Raw genomic sequence first — 13,809 nt, forward strand, 5'->3', positions numbered from 1 at the left:
GGTGGACTTCCTGACCCGTCTTCCGGTGATCGGCCCGCTCGTCGCGCGGGTGCTGCGCAGCCGCCCGTACCGCGCCTACGAGCACTTCACCGCGCTGCGCGGCAACCGGCTGGCCGGCGCGGTCACCTTCTTCGGCTTCCTCGCGCTCTTCCCGCTGCTGACGGTCGCGCTGGCGATCGCCGTCGCGACCCTCAGCGACAGCCGGGTCGAGGACATCCAGCACCGCATCTCCGACCAGCTGCCCGGCATCTCGGACGCCCTGAACCTGCCCTCGCTGGTGGCCAACGCGGGCACGGTCGGCCTGGTCAGCGGGGTGCTGCTGGTGCTGTCCGGGCTCGGCTGGGTGGACACCATGCGGACCTCGATCCGGGACCTGTGGCAGCTGCCCGACGAGGAGGGCAACCCGCTGCTGCGCAAGGCCTGGGACTTCGTGGTGCTCGGCGGCCTGGGCGCGGTCTCGCTGGTCTCGCTCGGCGCCTCGGCGGCCGGGACCACACTGGCGGGCCGGATCGCCGACTGGGCGGGCCTGGGCTCCGCCGGCCACCTGCTCAGCGCGGCCGGCCTGCTGATCGCGGTGGCCTCGGACATGCTGCTCTTCGCCTACCTGCTGGCGCCGTTCCCGCGGATCGGCCACCAGCACCGGCGGGACGTCCTGGAGGCGGCGCTGATCGGCGCGGTCGGCTTCGAGCTGCTGAAGATCCTGCTCTCCTCGTACCTCGGCTCGGTCGCCGGGCGGAGCCTCTACGGCGCCTTCGGCGTGCCGGTGGCGCTGCTGCTCTGGATCAACTTCGTCTGCCGGCTGCTGATGTTCTGCGTGGCCTGGACGGCCACCGCGGACCCGGAGGCCGTCCGGGAGCGGGCCAGGGAGCGCGCCCGGGCCATGGTCGAGGCCGCCGACCGGGAGGCCGGCGAGGCGGACGGCGCGCCCCGGGCCGGCGGCACGACGCGGGCCCGGCCCCAGGAGGACTGAGACCGGGCCCGGTCGCGCCCCGGATCACCGGGCGGCGCGCCGGCGGCCGAGCAGCAGCAGGGCGCCCGCGCCGCCCGCCGCCAGGGCCAGCCCGACGGCGACCCAGCCGGCCGGCCCGGGCCCGCCGTCGTCCCCGTCCGCGGCGTCGGTGGTGGCCGGGCCGGCGTCGGCGGTGGCCGTGGCCGTGGCCGTGGCCGTGGCCGTGGCCGTGGGGTGCGGCGGCGGGGCGGGCGCCCCGGCCGTGCCGCCGGCCTGGCCGGTCGGCGCCGAGGTGACGCTCTCGCCCTCCTCGACCAGCTTCCCGACCGGGGTGACCTTGCCGGCCGCCGCGAACCCCCAGTCCAGCAGCGCGGCCGTCTCGTCGTACACCTTCTGGTAGCTGGACGGGTGCATGACCGTCACCAGCAGGGTGCGCCCGCCGCGTTCGGCGGCGCCGACGAAGGTGGAGCCGGCGTTGGTGGTGAAACCGTTCTTCACGCCGATCAGGCCGGGGTACTTGCCGAGCAGGCGGTCGGTGTTGGCGATCCCGAAGCTGCCGCGCTGCCCGGTGTTCTTGTCCACCGCGCCGGGGAACAGCGCGTCGCGGGTCGCGCAGTACGCCCGGAAGTCCGGGTTGCGCAGCCCGGCCCGGGCGAACAGCGTGAGGTCGTACGCCGAGGAGACCTGGCCGTCCGAGTCGTAGCCGTCCGGCGAGACCACCCTGGTGTCCCGGGCCTGGAGCGCCTCGGCCCGCGCCTGCATCTCGGTGACGGTCTGCTGCACGCCGCCGTTCATGTGGGCGAGGACGTGCACCGCGTCGTTCCCCGAACTCAGGAAGACCCCGCGCCAGAGGTCCTCGACCTTGTAGTCGAGGTCCTCCTTGATGCCGACCAGGCTGCTGCCCGCGCCGATCCCCTGGATCTCCTCGGGCGCCACCCGGTGCACGGTGTTGCGGTCGAACTTGGGCAGCACGGTGTCCGCGAAGAGGATCTTCAGGGTGGACGCCGGGGCGAGCCGCAGGTGCGGATTGCTGGCCGCCAGGACCTCTCCCGAGGCCGCGTCGGCCACGATCCAGGACTGCCCGGTGAGGTCGCCCGGCAGCGCCGGGGCGCCCGCCAGCGGGTTCACCTGGACCCCGGGCAGTCCCAGCCGCTCCCCGCCGATCACGGCGGGCGGGGGCGGCGGCTCGAACGGGGCCGCGACGGCCGCCGGGGCGGCGATCAGGAGGGGGAGGGCCGCGACGGGCGCGGCGAGCAGACGTGCGAGCTTCGAGCGAGTGGGCACCAGCAGACGGTACCCAGTCCGGGCCCCCGCCGTCCGCCCGGTTGCCCGGCCGGACCGCAAGGAGGGCCCCGCCGTACGCCGAACGGACGCCCCGCATACTGGGAGGGCACACCGTCTTCACCTCCCCGCCGCACCGAGGACCCCCCCATGAAGCTCAGCCGCCGCACCTCCTGGTTCCTGACCGCCTTCGGCGTCTGGTCCATGATCATCTGGACCACCTTCGTCAAGAACCTCTGGAAGGACTCCGGCGGCCAGGCCTTCACCGACGGGGACCACTCCCAGCCGACCGCCTTCTTCTGGGTCCACCTCCTGCTCGCCGTGACCTCCTTCGTCCTCGGCCTCGCGATCGGCGGCATCGGCGTCCGCGGCCTGCGCGCCGCCCGGCGGGAGACCGCCGCCGGCTGACGCGCCCGCCCCGGCGGCCCGCGCCGGGCAGCCCGAAGGCCCCCGTCCACGGCGGACGGGGGCCTTCGTCGTGCGGGGCTGCTCCGGGATCAGAAGCGGCGGGTCACCAGGGCCCGCTTCACTTCCTGGATCGCCTTGGTGACCTCGATGCCGCGCGGGCAGGCCTCCGAGCAGTTGAAGGTGGTCCGGCAGCGCCAGACGCCCTCACGGTCGTTCAGGATCTCCAGACGCTGCTCCGCACCCTCGTCGCGCGAGTCGAAGATGAAGCGGTGGGCGTTGACGATCGCGGCCGGGCCGAAGTACTGGCCGTCGTTCCAGAACACCGGGCAGGACGACGTGCACGCGGCGCACAGGATGCACTTGGTGGTGTCGTCGAACCGCTCGCGGTCCTCGGCGGACTGCAGGCGCTCGCGGGTCGGGTCGTTCCCCTTGGTGATGAGGAACGGCATGACGTCCTTGTACGCCTGGAAGAACGGGTCCATGTCCACGACCAGGTCCTTGAGGACCGTCAGGCCCTTGATGGCCTCGATCGTGATCGGCTTCTCCGGGTTGACGTCCTTGATCAGGGTCTTGCACGCCAGCCGGTTGCGGCCGTTGATCCGCATCGCGTCGGAGCCGCAGATGCCGTGGGCGCAGGAACGGCGGTAGGTGAGGGTGCCGTCCTGCTCCCACTTGATCGTGTTGAGCGCGTCCAGGACGCGCTCCTTCGGGTCCATCTCCAGCTGGTAGTCGACCCACACCGGCTCCGGGTGCTCCTCCGGGTTGAACCGGCGGATCCGGAAGGTGACGGTGATCAGCTTGACGCCACCGGCCTCGACCGCGTCCAGAGCGGCCGAGTGCTTCTCCACGGTCGGAGTGCTCATCAGTACTTACGCTCCATCGGCTGGTAGCGGGTCTGCACGACCGGCTTGTAGTCAAGGCGGATGGAGGTGCTGCCGTCCTCGGCGACCTCCTGGTACGCCATGGTGTGCTGCATGAACTTCACGTCGTCACGGGTCGGGAAGTCCTCGCGGTAGTGACCGCCGCGCGACTCCTCGCGGGCGAGCGCGGAGACCGCCAGGACCTCGGCCAGGTCGAGCAGGTTGCCCAGCTCGATGGCCTCCAGCAGGTCCGTGTTGTACCGGAAGCCCTTGTCCTGGATGGAGACGTTCTTGTAGCGCTCCTTCAGCGCGGCGACGTCCTCGACGGCCTGCTTCAGGGTGGCGCCGGTGCGGTACACCATCGCGTTGGTGTCCATGGTCTCCTGCAGCTCCTTGCGGATCTGCGCCACGGACTCGGTGCCGGTGGCCTCGCGCAGGCCGTCGACCATGTTCTGGACCAGCTGCTCGGGGTTCTCCGGCAGCGGCACGAACTCGTTCGCCTCGGCGAACTCGGCGGCGGCGATGCCGGCGCGGCGGCCGAACACGTTGATGTCCAGCAGCGAGTTGGTGCCCAGGCGGTTGGCGCCGTGCACGGACACGCAGGCGACCTCGCCGGCCGCGTACAGGCCCGGGACGACCTCGGTGTTGTTGCGCAGCACCTCACCCTCGACGTTGGTCGGGATGCCGCCCATGGCGTAGTGCGCGGTGGGCTGGATCGGGATCGGGTCCGTGTAGGGCTCGATGCCGAGGTAGGTGCGGGCGAACTCGGTGATGTCCGGGAGCTTGGCGTCCAGCTGCTCCGGCGGCAGGTGGGTGAGGTCCAGGTAGACGTGGTCGCCGTCCGGACCGCAGCCGCGGCCCTCGCGGATCTCGGTGTAGATCGCGCGGGAACAGACGTCACGGGACGCGAGGTCCTTCATGACGGGGGCGTAGCGCTCCATGAAGCGCTCGCCGTCCTTGTTGCGCAGGATGCCGCCCTCGCCGCGGGCGCCCTCGGTGAGCAGGATGCCCATCCGCCAGATGCCCGTCGGGTGGAACTGGAAGAACTCCATGTCCTCCAGCGGCAGGCCGCGGCGGTAGGCCACCGCCTGGCCGTCACCGGTGAGGGTGTGGGCGTTCGAGGAGACCTTGAACATCTTGCCGGTGCCGCCGGAGGCGAACACGACGGCCTTGGCCTGGAAGACGTGGATCTCGCCGGTGGCCAGCTCGTAGGCGACGACGCCGGCCGTGCGGCCCTCGTTGATGAGCAGGTCGAGGACGTAGAACTCGTTGAAGAACTCGACGCCGTGCTTGACGCAGTTCTGGAACAGCGTCTGCAGGATCATGTGGCCGGTGCGGTCGGCCGCGTAGCAGGAACGGCGGACCGGGGCCTCGCCGTGGTTGCGGGAGTGGCCGCCGAAGCGGCGCTGGTCGATCCGGCCCTGCTCGGTGCGGGAGAAGGGCAGGCCCATCTTCTCCAGGTCGAGGACGGCGTCGATGGCCTCCTTGCACATGATCTCGGCGGCGTCCTGGTCGACCAGGTAGTCACCACCCTTGACCGTGTCGAAGGTGTGCCACTCCCAGTTGTCCTCCTCGACGTTGGCGAGGGCGGCGCACATGCCGCCCTGGGCCGCGCCGGTGTGGGACCGGGTGGGGTAGAGCTTGGTCAGGACGGCGGTGCGGCTGCGCTGCGTCGACTCGATGGCGGCGCGCATGCCGGCGCCGCCGGCGCCGACGATGACGGTGTCGTACTGGTGAATCTGCATGGGGGTTCTAACTCGCCTCTGGCCTCTGTCGATGTCCGATTAGATGTTCGGGTCGAAGGTGAAGATCACCAGGGTTCCGAGCAGCACGGTGAAGACCGTGGCGGTACCCATGAGGCCCTTCAGCCAGAGCCGGGTGGAGTCCTTCTCGGCGTAGTCGTTGATGACCTGGCGCATACCGTTGGCGCCGTGCAGCATGGCCAGCCAGAGCATGGTGAGGTCCCAGACCTGCCAGAACGGCGAGGCCCAGCGGCCGGCCACGAAGGCGAAGCCGATCTTCGAGACGCCGCCGTCGAGCACCAGCATGATCAGCAGGTGGCCGAGGATCAGCACCACCAGGACGATGCCGGACAGGCGCATGAAGAGCCAGGCCAGCATCTCGAAGTTGGTGCGGGTGCGGCGCGGGGTCTTCTTGGTCCGCTGGCGGGCCGGCTCGATCACGAAGGCGTCGGCCGGGTTGCCGGTGCCGAGGCCCTTGCCGGTGTGCGCCTGCGCGGAGGGGACCGCCACAGCGTCGGAGATTTCCGTGGACATGTCTCAGATCACTTCCCGAACCAGGAGGTCAGCGTGTGCTGCAGGATCGGGTAGAAGGCGCCGGCCATGAGGACGACCCAGACTCCGACCACGGACCAGAGCATCTGCTTCTGGTACTTCGGACCCTTCGACCAGAAGTCGACGGCGACGACACGCAGGCCGTTGAGGGCGTGGAACAGGATGGCGGCCACCAGGCCGTACTCCATCAGGTTCACGAGCGGCGTCTTGTACGTCTGGATGACGGTGTCGTACGCCTCGGGAGACACCCGCACCAGGGCGGTGTCCAGGACATGGGCGAACAGGAAGAAGAAGATGAGGACGCCGGTGACTCGATGAGCCACCCAGCTCCACATGCCTTCCCGGCCGCGGTACAGCGTTCCAGCCGGCACGGAAAAACCCTCCGGAAGCGATTGGGGGCTCGGCCGGCTTCGGTGTCGGTCAGCCCGGCCGGGTACGGTCCACCGGCCGCGAGCATCCTATCGACGCGCTGTCGGGAACCGCCTCCGGGGGCCCGAGGTGTGATCAAACAGGCACTTCTGGCCTAGCTGACCGGGAACCGCCGTGCGATTTGCGACAGGGAGTGACCGATCGGTGTCGGAAAGTCGCGCTACGGTGGGCGGCCCCCGTCCGCGCCGACACCCCCGCCGAGGCCCCCGTGCCGCATCCCGCTCCGCGCCCGCCCCGCCCCCTGCTGCTGTCCGCCGCCCTGCTCCTCGCCGCCGGCTGCGCCGCCCCCGTCGGCGGTTCGGCCGACCGGGCGTCCCCCGCCGCCGCGCCCCGCGAACTCTCCGCCGCCGAGCTGCGGGCCGCCGCGGTGACCGACGCCGAGCTCGGAGCGGGCTTCACCGTGACGGTGATCACCCCCGGTCGGGGCGAGACCGGCCCGGACGGCGGCCGGGAGGCCGCCGACAAGCCGGCCTGCCAGCCGCTGCTGGACGCGGTGGCCCCGGCGGCCGCCGGCCGGGCGGGCGCGTCGGCCTCCGCCGCGCCGGTGCCGGCGGTGCCCTACGCGGAGACCGACCTGAGCGTGGCGCTGGCCGCCGACCCGGCGGGCAGCCTCTACGGCGGGCTGCTCGGCTACCGGGGCGACCGCGCGGCCCGGCTGCAGGAGGAGCTGGAGAGCCTCTTCGGCCCGTGCGCGGAGTTCCTCTCGACGGCCCCGCCGCCCCCGGCGGAGAAGGGCCGGGGCGTGACCCGCACCACGCACCGGCTGAGCCGCAACGACACGCCCACGCCCGAGGGAGCCGATGCGGCGACGGGTTTCACCCTGACGAATGAATCGGGCTCGGTGGTGCTCGCGCAGCGCGCCGTCCTGGCGAGGGTCGGCCCGGCCCTGGTGGTGTTCAGCACGGTGGGCGTCGGCGCCGAGCCGGCCCCTGCGCCGGACGAGCGGGTCGTCCGGCGGCAGGTGGCCAAGCTGCGTGCGGCCCAGCTGGGCTGAGCGCCCCCGGTTCAGCGGGCCGCGGCCCGCGCATGGGTGGCGACCAGGTGCTCCAGGCGGGTGAGGGCGATCCGGCGCAGCTCGTCGGCGGCGACCAGGCGCTCCTCGTCGGGATCGTTGGCGAGACGGGTGCGGATCGAACCGAGGACGGCGTCGAGCATCTCCTCGGGGTCGATGCCCTCCAGGCAGACCACGAAGACGTGGCCGTACCGGGCCTCGTACGCGGCGTGCGCCGCCCGCAACGCGGTGTGCGCCGCCTGGCTGCCGGGTGCGCGCATGCCGAGGAGCGGCTGCGGCATCCAGCTCTCGTCCGCCAGCGCCTCGGCCAGGTCGGCCGGACGCAGGTCGTACGAGGCCTCGCTGGCGGCGGCGAGCAGGGACTCTATGTCGGGGTAGGGCCGGTGCGCGGTGAGCCGCAGGGCCCAGCGGTGGCTGCCGCAGCAGGCCAGGAGGGCCTCCTCCGCGGCTCCGGCGTCGGCCTCGTTGAACCGGTGCAACCCGAGGAGGGTCGGCTCGTCCCGGGGATCGAGCCTCGGTGACGGGATGTCGCTGGCCAGCGGGTCCTCCTCGTGAGGGCGGGAAGGTGCCGGTGAAGGGGGGCGGTGGGAGTGATGGATGACGCGACGGTGAAGCCCGGTGAAGTACGAGGCTGCGGAACGGCATCCAACGCCCGTCCGGCTGTGGCTCAAAGGTAGTTGAGCGCTCATCAGTTGGGGAGGGCGCGCGCGGATTTCATCCGAACGAGCTATCAAGTTGTGACGTTGACACCCCGGTGTCAGCGCCCTCCCCGTCCTCACCGGCTACGGCGCGCGACGCGTCACTTGCAGGTGGTCCCGGCGGCCGGCAGCGTGCCCTCGGTGAGGTACGCGGCGTACGCGGCGTCGATGCAGCCGTTGCCGGAGCCGAAGGCGCCGTGGCCCTCGCCCACCCGGGTGAGCAGGGTGGCGCTGGCGAAGCCCTTGGCCAGCGACTCGGCGGCGGCGTACGGGGTGGCCGGATCGCCGGTGGTGCCGACCACCAGGATCGGGGCGGCGCCCTCGGCCCGGACGGTGTGCGGCTTCTCGGGGGTCTTGAACGGCCAGTTGACGCAGGAGCCCTCGCTGAAGTCCTCGACGGTGACGTCCTTGGCGAGCAGCGGCGCCTCCTGCTGGAGCTTCTGCACCGCCTGCTGCGCCGCCTCGGCGGACGGGGCGGGGGAGGCGCCGTCGGCGCAGCGGATCGCCACCAGGGCCTCCGACTCGGGGGAGTAGTGGCCCTTCTCGTCCCGGCCGTTGTACATGTCGGCGAAGCCGAGCAGGCCGTCGCCCTGGCCGGCCTTCATCGCCAGCGCCAGCGACATCCGCAGGTACTGCCACATGGTCTTCTCGTCGCCGTAGAGCAGGGCGGTGACGCCGGTCCAGCCCATGCCGCTGCCGACCTTGCGGCCGTCCTTGGTGGGCAGGGGCTTGTCGCGCAGCCCGTCGAGGAAGTCGGCGGCCTTCTTGGCGGCCTTGTCCTTGCTCTTGCCGAGCGGGCACTCGTCGGCGTGGTTCTCGACGCAGTCCACGGCGAAGCGCTCGAAGGACTTCTCGAAGCCGATGATCTGGTTGACGCTCTTGTCCAGCCCCTGCTCGGCGGGGTCGACGGCGCCGTCGAGGATCAGCCGCCCGACGTTCTTCGGGAACTCCTCGGCGTAGAGCGCGCCGAGGTAGGTGCCGTAGGAGATGCCGAGGTAGTTGAGCTTCTGGTCGCCGACGGCGGCACGCAGCACGTCCAGGTCGCGGGCGGTGCTGCGGGTGCCGACGAAGGGCAGCAGCTTGCCGGACTTCGCCTGGCAGGCGGCGATGAAGTCGGCGGCGTGCTTCTCCGACCGGGCCTTGGCCGCGGCCGGGTCGAGCGGGCCGTCCTCGGCGTTGAGCGCGTCGCGCTGCTTGTCGTCCAGGCAGGTGACCGGGGAGCTCTCGCCGGTGCCGCGCGGGTCGAAGCCGATCACGTCGAAGCGGTTGTGCAGGGTGCCCTCGAACTGCGTCTCGCCGTACTTGACGGTCTCCACGCCGGAGGCGCCGGGGCCGCCGGGGTTGATGACCAGCGAGCCGAGCTTCTGGTCCTGCTTGGCGGCCGGGTTCTTGATCAGCGCGAGATCGATCGCCTCGCCCGCCGGGTTGGCGTAGTCGAGCGGGACGTGCAGCTTGCCGCACTTCATCAGGGAGAGGTCGATCTTCTGCTCGGCGGCCTTGGCGTCCGGCGGGCAGGCGGCCCAGGCGATCTGCTGGCCGTAGAACGGCTTGAGCGCCGGGTCGTCGGCGCCGGTGGGCTTCACCGTCGGGGTGGGCGTGGGCGTCGCGGCCGGGGTCGCGGCGGCGGTCTCGGCGGCGGCGCTCGACGGTGCGGGGGCGGCCTGCTCCTGGGCCGGCTTCTTGTCTCCTCCGCAGGCGGTCGCGAGGAGCAGGCTGCCGGCCGCGAAGGCGGCCAGCAGAAGGCGCGGGCGGGTGGCCCGGTGAATGTTCATCGCACGTATGTACCACTCATGGGTGACAGTTCGGATGCTGACCCCCCTGTCGCCCCACCGCCCGCACCCTCCCGGGCCGCCGTCCCGGACTGCCGGTGCGTCAGAGCTCGCGGTGCACCTTGTGGTTGGCCGCCTGCGCGCGCGGCCGGACCACCAGCAGGTCGACGTTGACGTGCGACGGCCGGGTGACCGCCCAGGCGACGGTGTCGGCGATGTCCTCGGAGGTGAGCGGCTCGGCGACGCCCGCGTACACGGCGGCGGCCTTCTCCTCGTCGCCGCGGAACCGGGTCACCGCGAAGCCCTCGGACTTCACCATGCCCGGGGCGATCTCGATCACCCGGATCGGCTCCCCGCACAGCTCCAGGCGCAGCGTCGCGGCGATGGTGTGGGCCGCGTGCTTGGCCGCCACGTAGCCGCCGCCGCCCTCGTACGCGGCCAGCGCGGCGGTCGAGGAGAGCACCAGGACGGTGCCGTCGCCGCTCGCCCGCAGGGCCGGCAGCAGCGCCTGGGTCATGTGCAGCACGCCGAGCACGTTGACCTGGTACATGGCCAGCCAGTCGGCCGGGTCCCCGGTCTCCACGCTCTCCGCGCCGATCGCCCCGCCGGCGTTGTTCACCAGCACGTCCACCCGGCCGATCGCCGCGGCGAAGGCGTCCACGGCGGCCCGGTCGGTGACGTCCAGGGTGTACGCCCGGCCGCCGGTCTCCTTCGCCAGCGCCTCGATCCGCTCGGTCCGGCGGGCGGTCAGCACCACCTCGAAGCCCTCGGCCGCCAGGCGGCGGGCGGTCGCCGCGCCGATCCCGCTGCTCGCACCGGTGACCACGGCCACCTTCTGCTCGGTCATTGCCACTCCTGAGATATCCCGGTCGGTTCGACCGATCATCTCAAGGCCTCCGGCGCTACATTGCGAGAGGAGTGGACCCGCCCGCCGACCCCGCGGAGGACCCCGTGACCGCCGATCCGCCCGCCGAGCCGGCCCCCGGGCCGCGCCGCACCGAGTCCGGCTTCCCGTTCGCGCCGGTGTACGGCCCCGAGGCCCTGGCCGGCCGGTCCCCGGAGGAGCGGCTGGGCCGTCCGGGGGAGTACCCGTTCACCCGGGGCATCCACCCGACCATGTACACCGGCCGGCCGTGGACGATGCGGCAGTACGCGGGCTTCGGCACCGCCGCCGAGTCCAACGCCCGCTACCGGCAGCTGATCGCCGGCGGCTCCACCGGCCTCTCGGTCGCCTTCGACCTGCCCACCCAGATGGGCTACGACTCGGACGCCCCGCTCGCCGCCGGCGAGGTCGGCCGGGTCGGCGTGGCGGTCGACAGCGTGGAGGACATGGCCGAGCTGTTCGCGGGGATCCCGCTCGGCGAGGTCTCCACCTCGATGACCATCAACGCCCCGGCCGCGGTGCTGCTGCTCCTCTACCAGCTGGTCGGCGAGGCCCAGGGGGTCCCGCCGGCCGGGCTCACCGGCACGGTGCAGAACGACGTGCTGAAGGAGTACATCGCCCGCGGGACGTACATCTTCCCGCCGCAGCCCTCGCTGCGGCTGGTCGCCGACCTCTTCCGGTACTGCCGGGCCGAGATCCCGCGCTGGAACACCATCTCGATCTCCGGCTACCACATGGCCGAGGCCGGGGCCACGCCCGCGCAGGAGATCGCCTTCACCCTGGCCGACGGCATCGCGTACGTGCGCGCCGCGCTGGCCGCCGGTCTGGCGGTGGACGACTTCGCGCCGCGGCTGTCCTTCTTCTTCGTGGCCCGCGCCACCCTGCTGGAGGAGGTCGCCAAGTTCCGCGCCGCACGCCGGATCTGGGCCCGGGTGATGCGCGAGGAGTTCGGCGCCCGGGACCCGCGCTCCCAGCGGCTGCGCTTCCACACCCAGACCGCGGGCGTCCAGCTGACCGCCCAGCAGCCCGAGGTGAACCTGGTCCGGGTCACGGTGCAGGCGCTCGCGGCGGTGCTCGGCGGCACCCAGTCGCTGCACACCAACTCCTTCGACGAGGCACTGGCGCTGCCCACCGAGAAGGCCGCCCGGCTCGCCCTGCGCACCCAGCAGGTGCTCGCCCACGAGACCGACGTGACCGCCACCGTCGACCCGTTCGCCGGCTCCTACGCGGTGGAGGCGCTGACCGACGAGGTGGAGGCCGCGGCGCTCGGCCTGATGGCGAGGGTCGAGGAACTGGGCGGGGCGGTGGCGGCGATCGAGGCCGGCTACCAGAAGGCGGAGATCGAGCGCAGCGCCTACCGGATCCAGCGGGAGACCGAGGCGGGCACGCGCACCGTGGTCGGGGTCAACCGGTTCCGGCTCGGGCCGGGGGAGTTGGCGGCCGAGGAGCCGTACCGGCCGCTGCGGGTGGATCCGGCGATCGAGGCCCGGCAGGCCGGGCGGCTGGCCCGGCTGCGGGCGGCCCGGGACGGCGCCGCGGTGGGACGGGCGCTGGACGCGCTGCGCCGGGCCGCCGGGGGGCGGGACAACGTGCTGTACCCGATGCGCGAGGCGCTGGCCGCGCGGGCCACCGTCGGCGAGGTCTGCGACGCGCTGCGCGAGGTGTGGGGCCGGCACGTCCCGGTCGAACGCTTTTGAGCCAATGTGCGGGGCGGCCGGGGCCCGTGCGGAGCCGTCCGGGGGTCCGTCAACCGGCCGGTGGAGCATGCCGTGACCTTGATCGTCGATGGTCGTTGCACAGAGCAGGCACCACGGGGAAGGCGGCTGAAACAAGATGTCATACCCACCAGCGCGGCCGGTATGCGCCCATCCGGGGACTTCTTCGCGGGAAGTCGGGCCAAATCCCCCCAACAGGCCTACCCTTGTTGAGATGAACCGTCGTGAGTCCGCCCAGTCGGCCGTCACCCTCACCGCTGCCCGCCCCGCCGCCGGTCTCCGCGACCGGGTACGGGAGCTGGAGCCCGAGCTGATCGCCTTCCGGCGGGACCTGCACCGGCACCCGGAGCTGGGCCGCCAGGAGTTCCGAACCACCGGCCTGCTGCGCGACCGCCTGGTCGCCGCGGGCCTCACTCCCCGGATCCTTCCGGGCGGCACCGGAATGCTCGTCGACATCGTTCCCGAGTCCGCCCCGCGCGGGGCGGAGTTCCTCGCCTTCCGCGCCGACATCGACGCCCTGCCGATCGACGACGCCAAGACCGACGTCCCCTACCGTTCGAGCGTCCCCGGCCGGGCCCACGCCTGCGGCCACGACGTGCACACCTCGGTGGCGCTCGGAACCGCGCTGGTGCTCGCCGCGTCGGCCCGCTCCGGCGAGCTGCGGCGCCCGGTCCGGATGGTCTTCCAGCCCGCCGAGGAGGTCATGCCCGGCGGCGCGCTGGACGTGATCGCGGCCGGCGGGATGGAGGGCGTCGGGCGGATCTTCGCCGTGCACTGCGACCCCAAGGTGGAGGTGGGCCGGATCGGCCTGCGGGTCGGGGCGATCACCTCCGCCTGCGACCGGCTGGTGCTCCACCTGGACGGCCCCGGCGGCCACACCGCGCGCCCGCACCTGACCACCGACCTGATCACCGCGGTCGCCCGCACCGCCGCCGAGCTGCCGGCCGCGCTGGCCCGCCGGATGGACCCGCGCTGGGGCGTCTCGCTGGTCTGGGGCCGGATCGCCGCGGGCTCCGCGCCCAACGTCATCCCGCAGCACGCGGAGCTGGAGGGCACGGTCCGCTGCCTGGAGCTGGCCGGCTGGCGGGAGGCGCCGGACCTGCTGCATGAGCTGATCGCCCGGCTCGCCGAGACCTACCGCGCGAAGTGGACGCTCGACTACCACCGGGGCGTGCCGCCGGTGGTCAACGAGGCGGTCTCGGTGGGGCTGCTGGAGGCCGGCATGACCGCGCGCTTCGGCCGGGCCGGCACCGAGGTGGTCGAGGACACCGAGCAGTCGCTCGGCGGGGAGGACTTCTCCTGGTACCTGGAGCACGCCCCCGGCGCGCTCGCCCGGCTCGGGGTGCGGGCCCCCGGCGACACCACCGTCCGCGACCTGCACCAGGGCCGCTTCGACGTGGACGAGCGCGCGATCGCGATCGGCGTGGAGCTCTTCGCCGCGCTGGCCCTGGAGCCCGGCACGCTCTGACACCGGCACCGCCACCGGTCGGAACCGGACACCTGCCGAAGGT

At 72.7% G+C, this 13,809-nt stretch carries 13 protein-coding genes; 5 read left to right on the forward strand and 8 right to left on the reverse strand.

Translation table 11 applies throughout. The features are described from left to right. Window position 1 precedes the first annotated feature (1 nt). Entirely contained in the window at window positions 2-970 is a 969-nt protein-coding gene (locus tag ACF1AK_RS16070; RefSeq protein WP_391499368.1) for a YihY/virulence factor BrkB family protein, read from the forward strand. Between the two features lie 24 nt (window positions 971-994). On the opposite strand, the gene ACF1AK_RS16075 is transcribed toward ACF1AK_RS16070, so the two are convergent. Beyond that, window positions 995-2,233, reverse strand: coding sequence for a D-alanyl-D-alanine carboxypeptidase family protein (locus ACF1AK_RS16075; RefSeq protein ID WP_391499369.1), 1,239 nt, complete (start codon window positions 2,231-2,233; stop codon window positions 995-997). A 147-nt stretch (window positions 2,234-2,380) separates the two neighbouring features. On the opposite strand from ACF1AK_RS16075, the gene ACF1AK_RS16080 reads away from it, so the two are divergent. Further along, window positions 2,381-2,638, forward strand: coding sequence for an SCO4848 family membrane protein (locus ACF1AK_RS16080; protein ID WP_391499370.1), 258 nt, complete (start codon window positions 2,381-2,383; stop codon window positions 2,636-2,638). An 89-nt stretch (window positions 2,639-2,727) separates the two neighbouring features. Here the strand turns inward: ACF1AK_RS16080 and ACF1AK_RS16085 are convergent, their stop codons facing one another. The 4 genes from ACF1AK_RS16085 to sdhC are packed head-to-tail and all read right to left on the reverse strand — an operon-like array spanning window position 2,728 to window position 6,163. Continuing rightward, a complete protein-coding gene (locus ACF1AK_RS16085; RefSeq protein WP_391499371.1) occupies window positions 2,728-3,501 on the reverse strand; it encodes a succinate dehydrogenase iron-sulfur subunit in 774 nt (257 codons plus the stop codon). Next, complete coding sequence (sdhA, locus tag ACF1AK_RS16090; protein WP_391499372.1) at window positions 3,501-5,243, reverse strand: succinate dehydrogenase flavoprotein subunit; 1,743 nt, start codon at window positions 5,241-5,243, stop codon at window positions 3,501-3,503. The genes ACF1AK_RS16085 and sdhA overlap by 1 nt, the downstream gene beginning before the upstream one ends. A 39-nt stretch (window positions 5,244-5,282) precedes the next feature. Further along, window positions 5,283-5,774: a succinate dehydrogenase hydrophobic membrane anchor subunit gene (locus tag ACF1AK_RS16095; protein ID WP_391499373.1), complete on the reverse strand. Its 492-nt coding sequence runs from the start codon at window positions 5,772-5,774 to the stop codon at window positions 5,283-5,285. An 8-nt stretch (window positions 5,775-5,782) separates the two neighbouring features. Continuing rightward, window positions 5,783-6,163 (reverse strand): succinate dehydrogenase, cytochrome b556 subunit, encoded by a 381-nt coding sequence (sdhC, locus tag ACF1AK_RS16100; protein WP_093861779.1) that lies wholly within the window; start codon window positions 6,161-6,163, stop codon window positions 5,783-5,785. 266 nt (window positions 6,164-6,429) lie between these two features. On the opposite strand from sdhC, the gene ACF1AK_RS16105 reads away from it, so the two are divergent. Then, complete coding sequence (locus tag ACF1AK_RS16105) at window positions 6,430-7,215, forward strand: hypothetical protein (RefSeq protein ID WP_391499374.1); 786 nt, start codon at window positions 6,430-6,432, stop codon at window positions 7,213-7,215. Window positions 7,216-7,226: 11 nt separating this feature from the next. Here ACF1AK_RS16105 and ACF1AK_RS16110 read toward each other — a convergent pair whose 3' ends face one another. The 3 genes from ACF1AK_RS16110 to ACF1AK_RS16120 form a co-directional block, all read right to left on the reverse strand. Beyond that, complete coding sequence (locus tag ACF1AK_RS16110) at window positions 7,227-7,712, reverse strand: 2-oxo-4-hydroxy-4-carboxy-5-ureidoimidazoline decarboxylase (protein WP_391499375.1); 486 nt, start codon at window positions 7,710-7,712, stop codon at window positions 7,227-7,229. Between the two features lie 320 nt (window positions 7,713-8,032). Beyond that, on the reverse strand, window positions 8,033-9,703 hold the full coding sequence (locus ACF1AK_RS16115) for an alpha/beta hydrolase (RefSeq protein WP_391499376.1): 1,671 nt from the start codon (window positions 9,701-9,703) through the stop codon (window positions 8,033-8,035). 100 nt (window positions 9,704-9,803) lie between these two features. Beyond that, window positions 9,804-10,547, reverse strand: a complete 744-nt coding sequence (locus tag ACF1AK_RS16120) for an SDR family oxidoreductase (protein ID WP_380291470.1) — start codon at window positions 10,545-10,547, stop codon at window positions 9,804-9,806. A gap of 104 nt (window positions 10,548-10,651) precedes the next feature. Here ACF1AK_RS16120 and ACF1AK_RS16125 point away from each other — a divergent pair, with 104 nt between their 5' ends. Continuing rightward, entirely contained in the window at window positions 10,652-12,280 is a 1,629-nt protein-coding gene (locus ACF1AK_RS16125) for a methylmalonyl-CoA mutase (protein ID WP_391499377.1), read from the forward strand. A 232-nt stretch (window positions 12,281-12,512) separates the two neighbouring features. Then, on the forward strand, window positions 12,513-13,766 hold the full coding sequence (locus ACF1AK_RS16130; protein WP_391499378.1) for an amidohydrolase: 1,254 nt from the start codon (window positions 12,513-12,515) through the stop codon (window positions 13,764-13,766). Window positions 13,767-13,809 lie beyond the last annotated feature (43 nt).

This window comes from Kitasatospora sp. NPDC015120 (assembly GCF_043080305.1).
GTDB lineage: Bacteria > Actinomycetota > Actinomycetes > Streptomycetales > Streptomycetaceae > Kitasatospora.